The organism is Bacteroidales bacterium, from assembly GCA_035353855.1.
Classification (GTDB): Bacteria; Bacteroidota; Bacteroidia; order Bacteroidales; family CG2-30-32-10; genus DAOQAK01.
The window spans coordinates 36,056-57,408 of record DAOQAK010000003.1; the positions used below are offsets into that span (position 1 = coordinate 36,056).

Below are 21,353 nucleotides of genomic sequence, written 5' to 3' on the forward strand. Positions count from 1 at the left end.
ATTCATTTTAAAATTTTCTCATGACGGCCAAAGACATTTTGTCCAATACTATTACTCCGCTTAAAACTTCCGACACCGGCATTACTGCGCTTGGGATGATGAATGATCTAAAAGTCATGCATCTTCCTATAGTAAATAACGAACAATACCTGGGGCTGGTTTCACAAACTGACATCAATAGCCTGAACACTCCTGATGAAGCGCTAGGAAATCATGATTTATCAATTGACCGTTCGTTCGTTTACCAGGACCAGAATATCTTTGAAGTTCTCCGGATTATTTCATCGCTTAATCTTACAATACTTCCTGTACTAGATAAAAAAAATAATTATCTTGGAGTAATAACGTTACCCGACCTTGTAAAAAGATTTTCAAGAATTTCATCTGCCGATAATCCCGGTGGTATCATCATTCTTGAAGTAAACAATAAAGATTATTCGCTTACCGAAATTGCCAACATCATTGAATCGAACGACGCAAAGGTGTTAAGCATGTATGTTCATACTTTTCCCGATTCCACCAAAATTGAAATCACCATCAAACTTAATAAAATAGATATCCGTTCGGTTCTTCAAACCTTTAATCGCTACAACTACCAGGTTACGGCAACATTCGAGCAGGAAGAAAGCAATGATGATATTCTTAAAGACAGATTTGATTCGTTAATGAATTATCTAAATATCTAAATGATATATTTACGCAAGGCTTTTCTGTTTTTTTTCTGCAATTTTATTTTTGCTTCTATTGTTGTTTCACAAAATAATGCTGACACAAATTTTGTAATTAATAAAATCATTCTATCGGGAAATAAAGTTACGCGTTCGCAGGTAATCATGCGCGAAATCATGTTTAAACAAAATGATACCGTTTCTGAAAACCAGTTAAAAAAATTACTTGAGAAAACGAGAGAAAATTTAATGAACACTTCGCTGTTCAATTTTGTAACAATAACAACCGATACTTTGCCCAACAGAAGAATTGATGTTACCGTTGATCTTATTGAACGATGGTACATCTGGCCTTTACCTTTTTTTGAGCTGAAAGAAAGAAATTTTAATACCTGGTGGCAGGAAAAAGATTTTTCAAAAGCGGATTACGGATTGTATGTGGCATGGGAAAATTTCAGAGGAAGAAAAGAAACACTGAAACTGATGTTACGTTTTGGTTATAATAACACATTCGGAATGTCATACAAAATTCCATATATCAACAAAGCAAAAACGCTGGGGATGGGAATGTCCGCGGGCATAGCAGGAAATCATGAAGTTCCTTATTTAACCAAAAACAGCAAACAACTTTTTTATAAAGACGAAAATAAATTTGTGCAGGAAGATATATTCGGCACATTTAATTTAACTCTGAGAAAAGGGTATTATGTATCACACACATTCCAATTAAACTATGATAATTACAGTTTTTCCGATACGTTACTTAAATTGAATCCCTATTTTGCATCGCAAAAAAATCTTGAATATTTCACTTTTTATTATCAGTATAAATGCGACCACCGCGATTTTAAAGCATACCCTCTGAAAGGATATTATTTTGATGTGGAGTTGTCGAAAACCGGATTTGGAATTTTAAAAAACGAAAAAATTAATCTTAGTTCTATTCACACATCCGTACGAAAATATTGGAATTTAAGCAAACGCTGGTATTATGCATGCGGAATAAATGCAAAAGTTTCAACATTAGATTACCAACCCTATTTCTGGGAAAGAGCTTTGGGTTACGGTAATGATTATGTTCGTTCTTATGAATATTACGTAATTGACGGGCAAGCATTCGGAGTACTGAAATCGAATGTTAAGTTTGAACTTGTTCCAACAAAAGTGAAGACATTCAATTTTATTCCTGCAAAAAAATTCAATAAATTATTTTATGCTGTATATTTAAACGGGATACTTGATATGGGTTATGTTTACGACTGGCGCAAAGCACCCCTTGCAAGCATTTCTAACCAGCCTTTAATTGGCGGCGGATTCGGAATTGATTTTGTTACGTATTACGATAAAGTTTTTCGCGTGGAATGGACAGTAAATAAAATGGGCGAGAATGGAATTTTTCTGAATTTTGTTTCACCCATTTAAAAAAATTGTAATTTGGCATTTATAAAATTCATCCTATGAATATTGCTTTATACGGACGAACACTCACGAATGGGTTTGGAAATTGTATCCAGCAACTCATCAACATACTTGAACAAAGTAATTGCGGTATTTATGTTTATGAACCATTTGCGGAAGTAATAAAAAAAATTGTACATTTTAAATACCCGGTTACTACTTTCACAAAACATCGCGAAATCTGTAATAATGTTTCTTATGTTTTTAGTATTGGCGGCGATGGAACATTATTGAATACCATTACTCTTGTTAAAGATTCAGGAATTCCTGTAATGGGCATAAATACAGGACGTTTGGGATTTCTTGCAAGTATTTCAAAAGAAGAAGTTCCTGCTGCTGTTAAAGCTGTTTTAAACAAAGATTTTATTGTTGAGAAACGTTCATTGTTACAACTGACAATGGAAGAAAATCTTTTTGGAAAATTAAATTTTGCATTAAATGAACTCTCTGTAAGGAAAAAAGACAGTTCATCAATGATAAGTATTAATGTTTATGTTAACGACGAATATTTAAACTCATATTGGGCCGATGGATTGATTGTTGCTACACCTACCGGTTCTACGGCATATTCATTGAGTTGTGGTGGGCCAATCATTTCTCCCGATTCCGAAAATTTCATCATCACTCCTATTTCATCACATAATTTAACTGTTCGTCCGGTTGTTATACCCGACAAATACACTATCCGTTTAAAAATTTCTGATGAACGAAATCGAAAATTTCTTGTCAGCCTCGATTCCCGAACACAAACCATCGATAACGAAACGGAATTATATATTACAAAATCCGATTTCTTTTTCAACCTTATCAAACTTAAAAATGAAAGTTTCTTTTCAACCATTCGCAACAAGCTGATGTGGGGAATTGACAAAAGGAATTAAAGTTTTCAACACTGGTTTTTTTATAATATTATTGATATGACAAAATCGCTTTATCATAATTTTTTTAATTTTATACCCAAATAAGAATTGTATGAAATACAAACGAATTTTACTGAAACTTAGTGGTGAATCGCTTGCAGGCAAAGAAAAATATGGCATTGATGCTACTCAGTTGAATGAATATGCTAAAGAAATAAATGAGATTACAGCTATGGGTGTCCAGGTGGCTGTAGTAATTGGCGGAGGAAATATTTTCAGGGGCATGCAGGGAAGCGGAGAAGGATTCGACCGCGTACAGGGCGATTACATGGGAATGCTGGCAACCGTAATTAATAGCATGGCACTGCAATCGGCACTTGAAAATTTAAATCAGAAAAGCCAGGTTTTTTCAGGAATAGAAATTGACCCGCTATGTAAAAAGATGAGTCGTCGCAGAGCAATCGAATCGCTTGAAAAAGGCAGAGTGGTTATCATTGCCGGCGGAACAGGAAACCCGTATTTCACTACCGATACGGCTTCTGCACTTAGAGCTGCCGAAATTAAAGCCGATGTTATTTTAAAAGGAACCCGCGTTGATGGAATTTATACCGCCGATCCCGAAAAAGATAAAAGCGCTAAAAAGTTTGATACGCTTAGCTTTGACGAAGCATACGAAAAAAAATTAAACATCATGGACATGACGGCTTTCACTCTTTGCAAAGAAAACAAATTGCCTATTATTGTTTTCAACATGAATGCAAAAGGGAATTTAAAAAAGATAATTGAAGGCCAGAAAATAGGGACCATCGTTAACATTTAATATAATGGAACAAAGTATTAAAGACCCTGAAAAATGGAAGATTGCGGAAAAGCGTGCTGGCTTTAAAATGCATTTTTATTATTATTTAATTGTCATTGCATTTCTATGGTTGGTGTGGGCTTTCATTGGGTATATTTATAATTGGCAGTATAGTCACATGTGGCCAATATATCCCATGATCGGATGGGGGCTTTGTTTAATATTGCATTTTCTTTTTGTATATAAATGGAAAAGCAGAATCGTTTCAAAAGAATATAAGAAATTGACTAAACAGAAATAAAATCATAACAACTAACAATAAAACCTCTAACAAAAAACTATACATATATGTCAGAAGAAGTTCAATTTTGTATTGATGTTGCAAAAGAAAGCATGCAGAATGCATTGACACATCTGGAAAAAGAAATGCAGAAAATAAGGGCAGGGAAAGCCAGTCCGCAAATGGTAGAAGGTTTACGTGTAGATTATTACGGCACCATGACCCCTTTAAACCAAATGGCTAATGTTAGCGCTCCTGATCCAAAAACTATTTTCATACAACCATGGGATAAGAATGCACTTCAACCTATTGAAAAAGCTATCATGTCAGCCAACTTAGGCTTTAATCCTATAAACGACGGCATGGTTATACGTATTCCCGTACCACCATTAACTGAAGAGCGAAGAAGAGATTTTGTAAAAAAAGCAAAAGTAGAAGCAGAAAATGCACGAGTTGTAATTCGCGGTATTCGTCGTGATGCAAATGAAACAGCCAAATCGCTTGAAAAGAAAGCCATTTCAGAAGACGAGATAAAAAAATTAGAAACAGATATTCAAAAATTAACTGACGACCATATCCTGAAAATCGATAAAATTATAGCCGCTAAGGAAAAAGATATTATGACGGTTTGATTGGGAAGTAAAGGGTATATGGTATAAGGGTATAAAGGAATAATTTTAAAACTCTTATTCACTGCAATTGCAGCATATATCAATACTCTTACGGTTTTTCAAAATTCTTTTTCGGAATAACTTATATTCGTTGCCTTTCCAGATTTCGTGAAAGGCATTTTTATTTAAATCGCCAAGAATATATTTTGCATCTTTATCAAAACAACAAGGAACAATTTTCCCGTCCCATGTAATCACGAGCGATTCCCACTGCCTGTAACAATGATTTTTTATTTTCTTTTTTAAAAAATATTTTTCCTCTTTGTTTTTGAAATAACGCGAGTATTTTGAATTTTCGGGCATCAACGGATTTCCATTTTCGTATTCATAAAACTGTGCTGTTTTCAATTGAAGTTCATCAACGCCCAAATCTCTTGCCAGCTGCTTTACTTCATCAATTTTATCTTCATTGGTTTTCAAAACAAGAAATTGTAAAATCAGGTATGGCTTTTTTGATTTTAGTTTTTTCTTCCAGTCCACTAAAATTTTTATTCCATCAATCACCGTTTCAAAATTTCCGTTTTTCCGGTACGACGAATAGGTTTCCTGTGTTGTTCCATCAAGAGAAATTATTAAACGGTCAAGTCCTGAATCAATGGTTTGTCGGGCATTTTCAGCGTTTAAAAAATGTCCGTTGGTTGAGGTTGCTGTATATATTTTTTTTGATGTTGAATTTTTCACCAATTCAAAAAAACTTTTATTCATGTACGGTTCACCCTGAAAATAAATCATGAGGTAAGTAAGTTTTTTTGAAATAGGATTTAAATATTTTTCAAAATTTTCAACAGAGATATTTCCTGTGGGTCGTGTAAATTTCCTTAATCCGCTAGGACATTCGGGGCATTGCAAATTGCAAAATGTGGTTGCCTCAATGGATGCACTAACCGGGGTTCCCCAGTGAATGGGCTTTTTAAAAATCCTTGAAATATAATACGATTTTAAATTCAGGATAATATTAAAAATTTTGCGGACACTTAGTTTTGAAATAAAATTTATTGTATCACTGGATGAAAATTTCACAAGCTTAAATTTAAAATTTACTTATCGATACTGTCTGTAAGCTTTTTCACAAGGTAGAACTTATTAAAAAATTCCCTGGCAATTATTCGGAGCACTGTGTAAGAAGGTATGGCGAGCATCATCCCGGGAATTCCGGCAATACTTCCTGCCATCATGATAACAAGGAAAATTTCGAGAGGATGGGCTTTAACGCTGTTGGAATAAATTGTTGGTTGCAGCACCATTGCATCAATAAGATTAACGGTAACAAAAACCCCAATCATTTCAAAAATAAGAGGGACCATTTGTGTATCGAAATCCATTCCTAAATTGCCCGACAATCCTAACAGTATACCTATTGAACCTCCTATGAAAGGACCAACATAAGGAACAATATTCATTATACCTGCAAAAAAGCCTATCATCAGCGCATTTTTCAAACCCAGTATCCACATGCCCAAAGTAATAAGGCTTATTACCAGTGTAAGGTCAATACACAACCCTACAAAATATCTTGTGAGCAAGCGTTTGTATTCATACAATACATGTTTTACTTCAGCATGATAATTTTGTGGTGTTAAAGTCAGTATCATCTTATAAAATAATCTTTCATCTTTCAGAAAAAAGAATGTAATGAATGATACGGCAAACACTCCTACCATAATGCTTTTCGTAAACCCCACAATTGAATTTACAAAATTGGAGAATTGTGTGATCCCTACAACCGACATTAACTGAGAAGAAATACTATCCTCAATATTTTGTTCAGGAGTAATGATATTAAAACGCTCTAAAGTATTTTGCAAATATTTTATTGGTTCACTGAAACTGCTTGATATCATATCAATGCTTATTCCTGACAATAAATCAGCTTGTTTTGCTAACAAAGGAATGACTAGCCAGAAAATTATAAAAATCACAAAAAGCATTGTTACCAATGTAATCATAGCGCTTAATGTTTCAGGAAAATTCCGTTTGCCGATTTTTATACTTGTAAGCAATCTTACCAGTGGATGACCAATTATAGATAATACCGCAGCAATAAGTATATATGAAATAATTGCACTGAAAAACCATACCAGGAACCCTACAATTACCAGTACCGGTATGGCTATGTACCATTTGGTGTTTTTCATGATCGTGAAATTACAAATGGTAAAATTACAAAATTAACTTTAACAAATTCATTATACCTTCCGATGATGACATAAACAATAATTCATGCTTTTCAATAAATCATTTATAATCTTTGTAAATTTGCAGCTTCTACTAAGCATTCACTATGAATGATAATAAACATAGTCATCATACATCGGGACCATATCATTTCAATTTTTTAAGAGATGCTGTGGTACCGGGCTTTTATATTTCTGAATTTGAAAATTGTTTTTCAAAATATCCTTTCCTGATCAATGCACACCAATTTGATTTTTATTCCCTGGCACTTTTTACCAAAGGAAAAGGGACTGTAAAAATAAGTAATGAAACGTATGAAATAAATCCAAACAGGTTATTTTTCATCCCGGCCAATACTGAGCATTCCTTCCATTTTTCCGAAAGGTCTCAGGGCTTTTATACTTTTTTCTGCCAGGATTTTTATTCCGACGAATTCAGCATGTTAAGACTATTATATTTATTTTCATTTTTTCTTCCCATAGCAAATCGCAAACCTGTTAATTACATTGATATTACTGAAAAAGAAAATTCCATTAAATCATTATTCGATATTTTATTTGATGAATGCAACCATGCAGCAATTCAAAAAAATAACATATCACATATTGTCCGCTCATATCTCAACATTTTAATTTTAAAGCTAAGTGAATTTCTTAACACAAAATATTCACTGGTAAGTGGTGAAACCAATACAATCATTATTAAATTGTCGCATTTAATTGAAGCAAATTTTATTCAGCAGCAGCATGGTGAATTTTATGCAAAATCGCTGGGAATATCTGAAACAAAGCTAAACAGCATATGTAAAAAAACACTTGATAGCGGTTTAAAGAAACTGATACTTGAACGTCGCATAATGGAAGTAAGGAAAATGCTTGAGCAAACGGATCTGTCAATTGCTGAAATTGCTTATAAATTCAACTACTCCGACAATTCCTATTTTAATAAAGTTTTTAAATCGCATACCCGCTTAACGCCCGGACGATACCGTGAGCTTCATAAACGAATGCTGAAGAAATTCTAAACTCTTTCGAAAATTACCATAAATACTACAATTTTTACCATTCCATAATCTTTTACATGATTAGTTTTGCGTGGGAAAAATGTTTTATACCGACAGAAAAGAGGTTTGAAAAATATTTTTTGTTTTCTGTACGGTATAACTCGTTCTAAATAGTTTTGCTTTTGCAAACCTGATAAGAGCGAGTATATCCATGCTTCAAGCCCAGACTGACGAAAGGCAAGAAAACTAAAAATAATAATTTATCATGAATCCAATTCTTCTTACAGGTATATCGGTTGTGAATATTGCACTGGTATTCTATACTACTGCATTTATCATTGCCCGCAGAAAAAAAATTATCAGTAAACTTTTTTTCAGCATATTGCTTATTGCTGTTTCCTTCGATATTACAGCAACAACATTAATGATCATCGGTTCATCAAAAGGTCCGCTCACACTTCACGGAATAATAGGCTATACTTCACTGGGCGCAATGATATTCGAAGCAATTACGTTCTATCTTCTTATTAAGAAAAATGATTTCGGTAAAATATTCAGCAATAAAAGTCTGAAGGTTTTCACATTTATTTTTATTTACTGGGTATTGGCATATATTACAGGAGCTATACTGATCATGCTCAGGAATTAAAATGAAAAATCTGAAATTATATTTTATCATTCTATTCCTTTTTGCTTTTTATACAAGCAAATGTCAAAACAATTTTTGTATCAAAGGTATTGTTAAAGATTCTGTAAATAGGATTGCATTATCGTCTGTAGCAGTAATTTCAGATGAGTTAGGGTATATATCCGAAACCGGCAAACATGGAACATTTTCCATTCCGGCAACAGAAAATAAAATTTTCAATATTCGTTTTAGCATGCAGGGATACAAAACAAAATACTGCAAACTTAAAGCCGACTGCAAAGATACTATTGTAATTTTCATTTCGCCTTCAATTATTGAAATGGATGAACTGACCATAACAGCTACACGCTTTGCCACAAAAATAAAAGAGTCGCCTGTACTTACACAAATCATTTCGTCAAAAGAATTAAGTCTTGCCGGCTCCACACAAATAGCAACCGCCTTATCGAACGCTATGCCTGGTTTAGATTTTTATAATGAAGGCAGTGGGATGACATTCACCATGCAGGGAATAGAATCGAAATACACTTTGTTCCTTATTGATGGAGAACGCATGGCCGGCGAGAATCACGACAATATTGATTATTACCGCTTAGGTTCATCGAACATTGAAAAGATCGAAATAGTAAAAGGTGCATCATCCACACTTTATGGATCCAATGCTATAGGAGGTGTTGTTAATTTAATTACACGTACTCCCGTAAAACCCTTTGAAATGAACCTTTATGGAAGAGTTTCTAAATTTTCAGAATTAGAAAGCGGATTGAATTTTGGATTTCGTAAAAATAAATTTTCATCGTTCACCGATGTTTCAAGAAAAAGCACTGACGGTTATGACCTTACTCCCGAAACATCCGATTTATATACCCTTGAGCCATATACATTGTACAATGCTTTCCAGAAATTCACATATAAAGCAAATTCAAAATTATCTTTTATTCTAAAAGGTTCCTGTTATTCACGTGAGCGATTTGATGTTTCTGATGTTCCGGTTCATCCGCTATACAGCGATTACAATGGAAGCTTTACAACAAATTATAAAGTAAATGAACACCTTGATATAACTGCAACATATCACGGTGACCGTTACGAAAGCCACAACATTTTAGAAAAACTCGATAACCAGAAAAAAAGCATTTATTACGATATACAGCATACAGGAAGAATCATAGGAAAATATTTTAATACATATGACCATATAATAAAAAAACAGTCCCTGATCACAGGTGTGGAAATGTTTTCTGATAAAATGTTTTCTGAACGCATTGAAGACTCAACACGTGAAATGAAAAATTACAATATTTTTATTCTCGATGAAATAAAAATTAATAATCATTTTACTGCTATCGGAGGTATTCGTTATGATAATTATTCATCGGTAAAATCTTCGCTATCGCCAAAAGTATCGCTCATGTATTCTATTGGAAAATTTAATTACAGGGCTACTTATGGCTATGGGTTTCGTGTTCCAAGTATTAAAGAACAATATTATGATTTTGATTTGGGATTTATTTCCGTAAAAGGAAATGATTCACTTCGTCCTGAACATTCAAAATATGCATCCTTTTCCGTTGAATACAATCATAAAAAAAATAATGCCAGCGCTAATGTTTATTTCAACAGGGTTGATGATATGATACATGATGTTCTGCTAGCCAATACTACAAACAGCTACACATACATCAACCTGAACAAAGTGAATGTGAGTGGTATTGATTTGCTTCAACATTTTAATATCAATAAAAACTTTTCCATTAGTGCAGGATATAGTTATACTTATGCTTACGACATGATCAAAAAAGAAGAACTCGGCGGAGTATGTAAAAATTCAGGCGTTGCAGGTATTGAATATTCGTGGAAACTGAGAAATTATAAAGGAATGTTATCTTTCAACGGAAAAATTTATGGGAAGAAAACTTTTGAAAATTATGACGCAGCAACTTACTCATATTATACTGATACATATCCTTCATATTCTCTTTGGAGAGCCACACTTGCACAATATTTTTATAATCATTCTGTAGAGTTAAGTTTGGGAATCACTAATATTTTTGACTATCGCAACAACACCGACTTAATCAATATTGACCCGGGTAGAAGATTTTTCTGCATGTTAATTATTTCCATTGATAAATTATACGAACAAATAAAAAACAAATAAAACTATGAAAATGAAAAAAACAATTTTATTTCTATTCGCCACAATGGCATTATTTACACGATGTGATAAAAACGACGACAGTAATGATGACAACACTACTCCAACCAATAATACTAAAACTGTTGAGCTGGATGTTCATAACGACATTGTAAACTGGCGCTATTACTCTTTTGAAAAAGGAGCAGAGGTTACTATAACTGATTCTAATTACAGCGATACATTAGGATGGGATTTAGGAATTCATTACGAAAACTTCAGAACAAACGGCGGGGCAAGCGGAATTGGACAGGGCGCTATTATTGACCTGGGTGCTGTTGATTTCAGCAGTGTAACTTTAAGTTCAATAGGAAGCAACACTTATACTCTTGATGATACTATAACCGTTCTTACTTCTGTTGCTATGCCACCAACAATGGAAACAACACCCGGCAGTGTATTAATGGAAGATATGTTTTTATCACCCGCAGGACCACCGCCACATACATATACTCCGAATAATCATGTTTACATAATCCGCACGGCTAACGGAAAACACGTAAAATTTATCGGAACATCATTTTTTAATACCAGCGGCGTTGAAGGATATTTTAATTTTAAATATGAAGTGTTGGATTAAAACAATATCGAAAATAAAAAAGAAAGGCTTTCAGAATTTTGAAAGCCTTTTTTTTATTTTTTCGGATTATGATTATTTAATAATTCAGCAATTTGGTATAAGGACTAAAGTCCTTTATAAATGTGGGTCTCACAATAGCCCCGACCTTAAGGTCGGGGCTAATAAAACTCTATGAAATTGGGCTTTAGCCCAAAAAGATCACGAAAAAATTATTGAACTGTTGATTATTTTTAATTCCCATCAAACAATTCCCTTGCATTACATCGCTATAGTGAAAGTGAATTTATAGGCAATATTTTCTTTGAATGAAGACAGCGCATAATTTCCATAACGATAATAAGCTCCTACTCCTAATCCATAAAAGCCTGTATTAATTAAATTATTAACCAGTAATCCCGATTCATAATATATTTTATTCATCTGTGAAAAAGTAACATTATAATGTTTTGATGAATTTTTTAATTCGCCTATCCCCAGGTTTGTTGCAATAGCTATAATAGGAGCAAATTTTTTAAAACGGAATAAAAGTTTATCGAAACTATGTGTATAAAAAAGCGCGGCATATTGATCAGATAAAAATTCGTTCATACGCATAGTGGCAAAACTTCCGGGAGCGGCAATCGTGAACTGCCTGTAGCTGCCATTTCCCGAATACAGGTTGCAGTACGGGATATCACCATTAATATACCCTGCCTGGAAATGAAATGAAGAATGGCCTAAATTTTTAATGAAAAAAGTTTTTTTAATTTTTAAATCAAAACGGCTATATGAATAAGCGCCATCCCATAAATTATTAAAGCCATGAATAAAATTAAAATAAACAACAGGATATTTTGTACCCATCGACATTTTATAACGCAATGTTTTTATAAATTTTTCCTTATAGCTGTAACAAAGACCAAATGCAAGTTCTGTGAAATTATATTCATCAAGTAAGAGAGAAACGTTTTCATTAGTAACGCCATAATAGTAGTCATTGGTAACTATTTTGTGAATTTGACTAAGGCTTACATCAGCCTTCAAATAGCGCAGGGCAGAAAATTTTATAAAGACTTCTTTTTTCTCAATACTATCCATCCTGTTGATGAGATAATCGCGAAAACGTGCATCGCTGAATAATAAATTCTGTTCATTAAAATCAACACCGCCGGATTCGCTAACATCCTTTATATATGAAACTCCTGCGCTCAAATCATGTTTTTTAGAAAGTATTATTGAAGCATCGCCACCATATTTAAAAGCATTATCATTAAACCCATAAGCAAAATATCCCCCGAACAAAAAACGTTCGCTTAGCTTATAATTATTATGCATTCCCAATCCCAGCCTGAAACCCTCGTAATCATTGAAGCGAATAAAGCGTTCAATATCCAGGTCAATAAATTTTACCGGAATTTTTCCAGACATTAATGTTTCTATTGATTTCATTTTTTTATCGAAGTTCACTTCCTTCCCTAAACTATCAATTACCTGATAGGTGCGTTTATCTTTATCAGAAAGGCTATCGGTTCGATATACATTCCAAATTTTGTCATCATTTTTTGTATCTGCATTTTGAATTTCCAATTCAATATTTGAAAAATCACTTTTCTTTAATTCGGGATTGATCGCAATATTTTTCAAATAACTTCTGCCCTGCCCTATCAGCTTAACCCTGTTCACCGAAATGTTTTTAAAAATAAAATCGGAATTCAGCTGAACAGGAAACCATTGTTTGTTATCAATGAGCTCGTACATCTGCTGTATTTTAATTGACATCCCGCCGGCTTCTTCATTAGCAGGTTCAGCAATTACGTTTTGAATAGCACAACCGTTTGTATTGATATAAATTAATCCTTTAAGCCCGTCAAAATTCCGGTTCCTGTGGGGTTTAAATGAAATAACATAAATACTGTCGTTGCCCTGGTATAGCGTATCTTCCAAAAGGAAAAAATATTTATCAGTACTTCCTTTACTTACCGGGGTAATATAATTTTTATCGCCAATAGTTATGATTTCATTATAAAAAGAGAACGACTGCATTTGCGTTACAAGCAGAGCAAACAGAGGGTCTTTGAATCCTGATATTTTATAAGCGATCAATTTTTCTGAATTTTTATCGGGATACATGAACTTACGTTCCATCACACTTTCCATTAAAAACAAATATTGTTTTTCGAAAAAAACTTTTGTTTTAATCAAATCCGAATCACCAACCGCAGTATCAGTCTTCACAGAATCAAGATCGGCAGTAAAAATCATTTTATTGTATGAGCTGTATGAAAACGAAGAAAGTTTTTCCGGATTGTTTAAGTCACGGTTCTCTATCATCCTGTTGATGATACGATGTGCAGGATTTTCACCCGGAAGGATCACTACTTCATTCAGCAAAACTTCTTTACTGGTTAATGCAATCAGGATATTCTTTGTTTTATCACCAACTTTATACGTGTATGATTCATAACCTACATAACTCAATTTTAATGAATCGATATTTTGTAAAGAAGTAATTTTAAATACCCCATCAATATCGGTTTGATGAACATTGTTTTCATTATTAATAAGGATATTCACAAATGCAAGCGGTTCGTGATTTTGGGCATCAATAACTTTTCCAACAACTGAGTATGACTGTGAAAAAATATCGGATTGAAAAAATAAAAAGAAAGAAAGTAAAACTAAAAGTCGAAAAATTCTATTTATAAATGATTGCAACACTATTATTATAATTGTTTTATTGATTCTTTTGTTATTCTTTTCACCATCATTAATGATCGTACTCCACTGCGGCGGAGTCATTCGTTATCATTTATCTATAGCCAACTAAATTTCGTATTTTTGAATTTCAAATTTCTACCCATTGCATTTTAACTCTGCAATCTCACTTCTGAATCCTTAAATCGTAAATTAAACTTATTCTTTATTCTTCGTATCAATTATAATTGTAACCGGACCATCATTCACCAAATGAACATTCATCATAGCTCCGAAAATTCCTGTCGGAACAGGTTTTCCAAAAACTTCCGATAATTTTTTATTAAACTTTTCGTAAAGAGAAATTGCAATTTCGGGTTTTGCTGCACGAATATATGAAGGCCTGTTTCCTTTTTTAGTCAATGCATGTAATGTAAACTGACTCACTGTAAGAATCTCGCCTCCGGCTTCCTGAACGGAAAGATTCATCACGCCATTGTTATCATTGAAAATACGAAGCTGAATGATCTTTTTACAAATCCAATTAATATCTTCATCGTTATCGCTGTCTTCGAACCCTGTTAGTATTAGCAATCCTTTATTAATTTTTCCGGTAATTTCATTATTTACTGTAACAGATGCTTCGGAAACCCTTTGAATAACAACACGCATAATGTATGAATGAAAATCAAAAATAATAATAAATTGTGAAGGAATTCTTATAAAACCGGAAACAATTCAATATCAGATTTTTTCTTGTGAATTTTTCAGAATATTAAAAAGGAATTCACGTGCCCTGAAGAGTTGAGCTTTAACAGTACCGAGTGGAAGCTCCATTTTTTCAGCAATTTCTTCATAAGAAAGTTCCTGGAAATAACGCATTTCAATAAGTGATCTATATCGTGGTTTAAGTTTTTCAACAATTTCACGCATTACTTTTATTTTCTGCTTTTTTATAAAATTCTCTTCCGGGTCAAGAACACCAGCTGGAATATTTTGTGCCATTTCAGCGCCTTCCTGACTTTCGTAAGGTTTATCAATGGATAAAGCGATCTTCTTTTTCTTGCGGATAAAATCAATGCAGTTGTTCGAAGCAATTTTAAAAAGCCAAGTACTGAATGCGTAATCAGGAGTATATTGATGTAATTTATTGAAAGCTTTACCAAATGCTTCAATGGTTAAATCATCGGCATCATCGGAATTATTGGTCATTTTGAGCAACATGAAATAAATAGTATCCTTATAATTATTCATGAGCTCAGCATAAGCTTTCTGATCGCCTTTATTCACAGCCATCTGAACGAGCTTATAGTCGCGCATTGCTTTATCAGTAAGATGAGATGTCGTTATTTCCATTTATTCTCGTGAACCAAATAATTTGAAAAAGCTATTAATGGATTTATAACTAAAAAAATAATATCCATCACTGGCGAAATTAATAATAAATTTTTTTCGTCCAACCTGTTCATGCATTTTTTAAAAATAAACATCATGGATGCCGTTTTCAAAACGTACAATGAACCTATAAAAATAATGTCATTGTAAAATGATGCTTTAATGAAGAAAACCATCATGAATACTAGCGTTGCATAAAACAATAAATTGCTAAAAGGAAATAATCCCAGCATTATTTTATGCTTTAATTTATATAAATTACTGGTTGAATAATGACGTTTTTTTTGTCTGAACCAATCGGAATAACTTGTTTTAGGGGCTGAAAATGTTTGACTTTCATGCGAAATCTCAATGCATGCATTGTTATTCTTAGCAATCTGGTTAATTAAAAGGTCATCATCGCCCGAAGGAATCTGATAATGAGAAGTAAAGCCCTTGTTTTTAAAAAACAATTCCTTATTATATGCTAAATTTCTTCCCACACCCATATAGGTCATTCCTGATAACGACCACGACAAATACTGTATTGCTGTATAAATCGTATCAAAACGGATCAGCTGGTTCAGAAAACCTTTGCGTTTCTCATAGCCACTGTATCCGAGAATAATCTGGTTCTTATCCGAAAAATTTTTCTGCATTTCAAAAATCCAGCGTTTGCTTTTGGGGGTGCAGTCAGCATCAGTAAGTAAAACCAGGTCGTGTTTCGCTGATTTTATCCCAACAGCCAGTGCAAATTTTTTACCTGAAAAAAAATTAACATTCTGCTTAATGGTAACCACGCTTAAATGAGGATATTGCTCTGACATGTTTTTCAATAAATAATGACTATCATCGTCGGAACAATCATTAACAAGTACCACTTCAAAGTTGGCGTATTCCTGTTCAAGAATCAAAGGAAGATTTTTTTTCAGGTTGGAATATTCGTTTTTTGCACAGATAACAACTGAAACCGGATAATTCTTTTCAGGAACTATTTTTTTATTATAAAAAGCCAGCTTGCTGAAAATGCCCCAGTAATAAGCCATCTGAATGATAAAGCAGGCTAATAAAATAAGGAATGCTCCAAATAATAAATTGTCGGATAGGATATTTTGTAAAAACATTTTTTCTAATTCTAAAACTGCAAAATTATCTTTTCATACTTATTTAGAATTATCTTTGAGCAAAAATTTATAAACAAAAAAAAGTGAGTTTTCAAATATCGCATAAAGATAAAGACACAAAAGCAAGAGCAGGCGTACTTCAAACTGATCATGGCAATATAGAAACGCCTGTATTCATGCCTGTAGGAACAGCCGGCACTGTTAAAGCTGTTCAGCAACACGATTTGAGAGATGATGTTAAAGCTCAAATTATTTTAGGAAATACCTATCATTTATATCTCAGACCGGGTTTGGAAATAATTGAAAAAGCCGGAGGAATTCAGAAATTCAATGCATGGAATAAGCCTATGCTTACTGATAGCGGCGGTTACCAAGTATTTTCGCTTGCCGATTCAAGAAAAATCACTGATGATGGTGTAATTTTTCAATCACACATTGATGGCTCGAAACACAAATTTACTCCCGAAAATGTAATGGATATTGAACGCACTATTGGCGCCGATATTATGATGGCCTTTGATGAATGTACTCCTTTTCCTTGTGAATATAAGTATGCAAAGAAATCGATGCAAATCACGCATCATTGGCTCGACCGTTGTATAACACGGTTTAATGATACGAAAGGAAAATACGGATATAAACAAAAACTTTTTCCGATTGTCCAGGGAAGTGTTTACAAAGATTTACGAATTCAATCAGCAGAATATATTGCTTCAAAAAATATGAAAGGCAATGCTATTGGCGGTTTATCAGTTGGCGAACCTACCGAAATAATGTACGAAATGACTGAACTGGTTTGTGGTATTCTGCCACACGACAAGCCCAGATACCTTATGGGAGTAGGAACTCCGGCAAACATACTGGAAAGTATCGCATTGGGCATAGATATGTTCGATTGTGTAATGCCCACGCGCAACGCGCGAAACGGAATGCTGTTCACAAAAAATGGCATCATGAATATGCGTAACGAAAAATGGAAAGATGACCTCAACCCGATTGATGCAGAAGGCGCTTCGTTTGTTGACACGCATTACAGCCGCGCATACCTGCGACATTTGTTTGTTTCGAAAGAAATTCTTGCCGCTATGATTGCCACACTTCATAACCTTGCTTTTTATGTATGGTTAACAAATGAAGCAAGAAAGAAAATTATTGAAGGAAATTTTTTGGAATGGAAAAATGAAATGGTGATGAAGGTTACTACAAGGTTGTAATTAAAAAAGGTATAGAGGTATATGGTATAAAGGAATAAAAAAATTAATTCATATTTTAATATATACCTTATATCCTTATACCCTTATACCCTTATACCCTTATACCTTTATGCCTTTCCCACAATACTAAAGCATGAAAAAGAACCCTACAAAAAATAACGATTCCTTTTTTCAAAATGTTTATGAAGTTGCACGATTAATTCCTTACGGTCGTGTTACAAGTTATGGCGCTATTGCTGAATACCTTGGCAGCAAAGGCTCAGCGCGAATGGTTGGCTGGGCAATGAATGCTTCGCATATTCATGAAGTACCTGCACACAGAGTGGTGAACCGTAACGGAATGCTTACCGGCAAGCATCATTTCGGCGGACAAAATATTATGCAGCAATTACTCGAAAGTGAAGGAATAAAAGTTAAAGATGATAAAGTTGTTGATTTCAAAAAATCATTTTGGGACCCATCGAAAGAATTATTGTAAAACTTTTTTTACCAAACACCTTTAAAATAAGGCTTTCTTAAAAAAATATTTAAATAACTTTAACAATATATTTTATACATATATAAAAATTTCTGCTTATCTTTACACAGTCTAAATAAGAAAAACAATGTCAATTACTAAAGAAAAAATTCTGGAAGCATTGAAACATGTTATGGATCCTGACTTAAAAAAGGACTTGGTTACATTAAACATGATTGATGATATTCAAATTGAGAACAATAAAATATCTTTCACATTAGTACTTACCACTCCTGCATGTCCGCTTAAAGAAAGCCTGAAAAAAGCCTGTATTGCTGCAATTCACGAATATGTAGATAAAAATACAGATGTTGATGTAAAGCTTTCTTCAAAAGTTACTTCAAAAAGACAAAACGATAAAGAAGATTCTTTGAAAGGAGTTAAAAATATTATTGCAGTTGCTTCGGGTAAAGGTGGTGTTGGAAAATCGACCATTGCTGCAAACCTTGCTGTTGCGCTTGCACGGCTCGGTTCAAAAGTAGGTTTGATTGATGCCGACATTTACGGTCCGTCAATTCCGGTAATGTTTGGATTGGAATACACGCAGCCTCATGTAAAAGAAATTGATGGTCAAATGAAAATGATTCCTATTGAAAAAAACGGAATTAAAATTTTGTCTATCGGTTTTTTTGTTGATCCTGACCAGGCGCTGATTTGGCGCGGACCAATGGCATCAAGCGCGCTGACACAACTATTCCGCGATGGTGATTGGGGCGAATTGGATTATCTTGTTTTGGATATGCCTCCGGGAACCGGCGACATTCATTTAACATTAGTGCAAACCGTTCCTGTTACAGGTGTTGCCATTGTAAGCACTCCGCAAAAAGTTGCATTGGCCGATGCCCGCAAAGGTGTAAGCATGTTTCAGCAGGAATCTATCAATGTGCCTGTTCTCGGGTTAATCGAGAACATGTCATATTTCACTCCCGAAGAGTTACCCGATAAAAAATATTACATTTTTGGAAAAGATGGATGTAAAAATCTTGCCGAAGAATTGAAAGTTCCTTTGCTCGGACAAATTCCTATCGTACAAAACATACGTGAATCGGGCGATTCAGGAACTCCGATTGCAGCCGAAGATCATCCTTTAATCACACAGGCATTCCTTGATTTAGCTCAGGCTGTGGCACAACAGGTTGCTATACGTAACGCTAAAATTGCACCAACAAAAGTTCTTGATGTTACTCAGAAAAATTAATTTTATTTATACAATCATTAAATATATTATCAAATGACGACTACAAAAAAACAAGACCTGATAGAAAAAGTTGAAAAAGTAATCGACCAGATACGTCCATACTTACAAGCCGATGGCGGCAATATTCAATTTGTAAGAATGACCGATGATAATGTTGTATATGTTGAATTGCAGGGCGCTTGCAAAGGCTGCCCAATGAGCATGATGACATTAAAATCAGGAGTTGAAGAAGCAGTAAAAAAAGCTATTCCTGAAATAAAATCAGTAGAAGCTACAAACTTAGGTTAAAAAAATAGTAAAGGAATCTAATATTAAACCCCTACGGGGTTTTGTTATTTTCTTTTTAATATTTTACCAATATGTGACTCCTAACGGAGTCATTTTTTTTCTATCCCATAGGAACACAATATTGGTAATATAGAAAAACGTTCAAGGATATAAAACCCAAAAAGACAGATATAAAATTATTTATTTGTAATATTTTTATTTCTTTTTTACCCGATAAAAAATATTGTATTGGATTTCATCAAAATCTGTCTTGGCCTGGTAAAAAATATAATCGGCAGTATCGGTTTTTATTAGTTCGAAGTTTCCTCCCAAATGATCATTTTCATCAATATCTGAATAATTATTAATGAATACAGGATTATTTTTATGAGGAATAAATGTTTTTCCGCCATCAGTTGAAAGATAAACTCCCATTTCATTATCGTTTACATTTCCCGATCTGTCCATGTAAATTTTTCCTGTAATGTAATGATGCCACAATCCCATTTTAAATTGTTTCGCACCCATTACCATCATGAAAATACTGTCTTTTCTTATTTCAATATAAACGGGTTCCGATGAAGCTAACGAACTTCTCCATCCTGAATGCTGCATTAATACAGGGTTTCCATCATACTGATTCCAATGTATCAAATCATCAGATGTTGCAAGACCGACATATTCTTTTCGTAAACTGTTCTTCCTGTCGTAAAACATGATAAAACCATTTTTGTATTTTGAAACTTTAGCATAAAAATTTTCATAATCCCTGTTATCTTTTTCTCCAGAGCAGATCAACGGTTGTGGTAAGACATTATAAGGACCAAAAATTGATTTCTCTGCAATAGCAAGACCGATACATTTCTTCCCTTTATTATTGATTCCATTCATGAAAAAATACCATTTACCTTCATTTTTGATCACATCAGTAATTACAGGTGTCCTGGTTTTATTTTTTTTATTAACAGCCCATGAAATATTTTTAAAATTTTCTATAGTCATAACAGGTTTGCCATTATTCGCAGCACTCCAATTTTTCAGATCATCAGAAATAGCAGCATAAACCTGGACACTGTTTGCCTCTTCTTCATTAATGAACATAGTCCATTTCCCATTAAGGCTATCAAAAATAATTGAACCAAAACCTACACTCTTTCCCTTAAACTGAGGCCATGCGGAAGGTTTTATTGTTGTTTCTTTTTTTTCTTTTATAAATCCAGAAGGGTTAATATTCCAAAAAATAATTCGCTGATTGTTTTGGGGATAACCAATTCCTTTTAATAATCTTCCAATAAAAATTGTTTTTGAAGGAATATCAATAGAATCTATTGCCCGTAAATTCTCGCATCCGGCATCATATAAAGGCTTATTATGCCCCCATCCAATAAGCCAGTTTTTGGAATTTTTATTATTGATAAAAAACTGAGAGGTAATATTTAAAGATATTTTTTTAGAACCTCCGCCTGATATAACTTTGAGGTATTCTCCCTCTATGGTATTGTCCTGCTCTTTATTAACGAGCATACATTTTTCATTAAAGAAAAATTTAAAATCCTTTGATGGCAAAGGATTATCATTACATGAAATGATAATGAAAAAAAATAAGAAAGAAGATAATAAGAAAATATTTTTCTTAAAAATCATTT

At 33.6% G+C, this 21,353-nt stretch carries 21 protein-coding genes; 14 read left to right on the forward strand and 7 right to left on the reverse strand.

All coding sequences use genetic code 11. The features are described 5' to 3' along the window. Positions 1 to 20: 20 nt before the first annotated feature. The 6 genes from PKK00_01080 (at position 21) to frr (ending at position 4,697) form a co-directional block, all read left to right on the forward strand. Positions 21 to 686, forward strand: a complete 666-nt coding sequence (locus PKK00_01080; protein HNW96986.1) for a CBS domain-containing protein — start codon at positions 21 to 23, stop codon at positions 684 to 686. Next, positions 687 to 2,090, forward strand: a complete 1,404-nt coding sequence (locus tag PKK00_01085; GenBank protein HNW96987.1) for a POTRA domain-containing protein — start codon at positions 687 to 689, stop codon at positions 2,088 to 2,090. It abuts the gene before it with no gap. 35 nt (positions 2,091 to 2,125) lie between these two features. Then, the gene (locus tag PKK00_01090; GenBank protein ID HNW96988.1) at positions 2,126 to 3,007 is read left to right on the forward strand and encodes an NAD kinase; all 882 of its coding nucleotides are present in this window, start codon (positions 2,126 to 2,128) and stop codon (positions 3,005 to 3,007) included. A 91-nt stretch (positions 3,008 to 3,098) separates the two neighbouring features. Further along, positions 3,099 to 3,806 (forward strand): UMP kinase, encoded by a 708-nt coding sequence (gene pyrH / locus PKK00_01095; protein HNW96989.1) that lies wholly within the window; start codon positions 3,099 to 3,101, stop codon positions 3,804 to 3,806. A gap of 4 nt (positions 3,807 to 3,810) precedes the next feature. Beyond that, positions 3,811 to 4,086: a 2TM domain-containing protein gene (locus PKK00_01100; protein HNW96990.1), complete on the forward strand. Its 276-nt coding sequence runs from the start codon at positions 3,811 to 3,813 to the stop codon at positions 4,084 to 4,086. A 47-nt stretch (positions 4,087 to 4,133) separates the two neighbouring features. Beyond that, positions 4,134 to 4,697 (forward strand): ribosome recycling factor, encoded by a 564-nt coding sequence (gene frr, locus PKK00_01105; GenBank protein ID HNW96991.1) that lies wholly within the window; start codon positions 4,134 to 4,136, stop codon positions 4,695 to 4,697. 54 nt (positions 4,698 to 4,751) lie between these two features. On the opposite strand, the gene PKK00_01110 is transcribed toward frr, so the two are convergent. Both PKK00_01110 and PKK00_01115 read right to left on the reverse strand, forming a co-directional pair. Continuing rightward, positions 4,752 to 5,756 carry a radical SAM/SPASM domain-containing protein gene (locus tag PKK00_01110; protein HNW96992.1) on the reverse strand — a complete coding sequence of 335 codons (1,005 nt, stop codon included), beginning with the start codon at positions 5,754 to 5,756 and terminating at the stop codon, positions 4,752 to 4,754. 17 nt (positions 5,757 to 5,773) lie between these two features. Further along, a complete protein-coding gene (locus PKK00_01115) occupies positions 5,774 to 6,871 on the reverse strand; it encodes an AI-2E family transporter (GenBank protein HNW96993.1) in 1,098 nt (365 codons plus the stop codon). Positions 6,872 to 7,017: 146 nt separating this feature from the next. Here PKK00_01115 and PKK00_01120 point away from each other — a divergent pair, with 146 nt between their 5' ends. The 4 genes from PKK00_01120 (at position 7,018) to PKK00_01135 (ending at position 11,340) form a co-directional block, all read left to right on the forward strand. Further along, the gene (locus tag PKK00_01120) at positions 7,018 to 7,935 is read left to right on the forward strand and encodes an AraC family transcriptional regulator (GenBank protein HNW96994.1); all 918 of its coding nucleotides are present in this window, start codon (positions 7,018 to 7,020) and stop codon (positions 7,933 to 7,935) included. Positions 7,936 to 8,179: 244 nt separating this feature from the next. Beyond that, positions 8,180 to 8,563 (forward strand): hypothetical protein, encoded by a 384-nt coding sequence (locus PKK00_01125; protein ID HNW96995.1) that lies wholly within the window; start codon positions 8,180 to 8,182, stop codon positions 8,561 to 8,563. 1 nt (position 8,564) lies between these two features. Then, positions 8,565 to 10,724 carry a TonB-dependent receptor gene (locus tag PKK00_01130; protein ID HNW96996.1) on the forward strand — a complete coding sequence of 720 codons (2,160 nt, stop codon included), beginning with the start codon at positions 8,565 to 8,567 and terminating at the stop codon, positions 10,722 to 10,724. 10 nt (positions 10,725 to 10,734) lie between these two features. After that, positions 10,735 to 11,340, forward strand: coding sequence for an HmuY family protein (locus PKK00_01135; protein ID HNW96997.1), 606 nt, complete (start codon positions 10,735 to 10,737; stop codon positions 11,338 to 11,340). A gap of 258 nt (positions 11,341 to 11,598) precedes the next feature. Here PKK00_01135 and PKK00_01140 read toward each other — a convergent pair whose 3' ends face one another. The 4 genes from PKK00_01140 to PKK00_01155 all read right to left on the reverse strand — a co-directional run bounded on the left by PKK00_01140 (position 11,599) and on the right by PKK00_01155 (position 16,511). Beyond that, complete coding sequence (locus PKK00_01140; protein ID HNW96998.1) at positions 11,599 to 14,118, reverse strand: DUF5686 family protein; 2,520 nt, start codon at positions 14,116 to 14,118, stop codon at positions 11,599 to 11,601. Between the two features lie 114 nt (positions 14,119 to 14,232). Next, entirely contained in the window at positions 14,233 to 14,685 is a 453-nt protein-coding gene (gene dtd / locus PKK00_01145) for a D-aminoacyl-tRNA deacylase (protein HNW96999.1), read from the reverse strand. A gap of 72 nt (positions 14,686 to 14,757) precedes the next feature. Next, the gene (locus tag PKK00_01150) at positions 14,758 to 15,369 is read right to left on the reverse strand and encodes a sigma-70 family RNA polymerase sigma factor (GenBank protein HNW97000.1); all 612 of its coding nucleotides are present in this window, start codon (positions 15,367 to 15,369) and stop codon (positions 14,758 to 14,760) included. Next, positions 15,360 to 16,511, reverse strand: coding sequence for a glycosyltransferase (locus PKK00_01155; protein HNW97001.1), 1,152 nt, complete (start codon positions 16,509 to 16,511; stop codon positions 15,360 to 15,362). Before PKK00_01155 ends, PKK00_01150 begins: the two co-directional genes overlap by 10 nt. 83 nt (positions 16,512 to 16,594) lie before the next feature. On the opposite strand from PKK00_01155, the gene tgt reads away from it, so the two are divergent. The 4 genes from tgt to PKK00_01175 all read left to right on the forward strand — a co-directional run bounded on the left by tgt (position 16,595) and on the right by PKK00_01175 (position 19,728). Next, entirely contained in the window at positions 16,595 to 17,725 is a 1,131-nt protein-coding gene (gene tgt / locus PKK00_01160; GenBank protein ID HNW97002.1) for a tRNA guanosine(34) transglycosylase Tgt, read from the forward strand. Between the two features lie 133 nt (positions 17,726 to 17,858). Further along, a complete protein-coding gene (locus PKK00_01165) occupies positions 17,859 to 18,203 on the forward strand; it encodes an MGMT family protein (GenBank protein ID HNW97003.1) in 345 nt (114 codons plus the stop codon). A 127-nt stretch (positions 18,204 to 18,330) separates the two neighbouring features. Next, on the forward strand, positions 18,331 to 19,440 hold the full coding sequence (locus PKK00_01170) for an Mrp/NBP35 family ATP-binding protein (protein HNW97004.1): 1,110 nt from the start codon (positions 18,331 to 18,333) through the stop codon (positions 19,438 to 19,440). A 33-nt stretch (positions 19,441 to 19,473) separates the two neighbouring features. Beyond that, positions 19,474 to 19,728 (forward strand): NifU family protein, encoded by a 255-nt coding sequence (locus PKK00_01175; protein HNW97005.1) that lies wholly within the window; start codon positions 19,474 to 19,476, stop codon positions 19,726 to 19,728. A gap of 195 nt (positions 19,729 to 19,923) precedes the next feature. On the opposite strand, the gene PKK00_01180 is transcribed toward PKK00_01175, so the two are convergent. Continuing rightward, a complete protein-coding gene (locus tag PKK00_01180) occupies positions 19,924 to 21,351 on the reverse strand; it encodes a hypothetical protein (GenBank protein HNW97006.1) in 1,428 nt (475 codons plus the stop codon). Between the last annotated feature and the right edge of the window lie 2 nt (positions 21,352 to 21,353).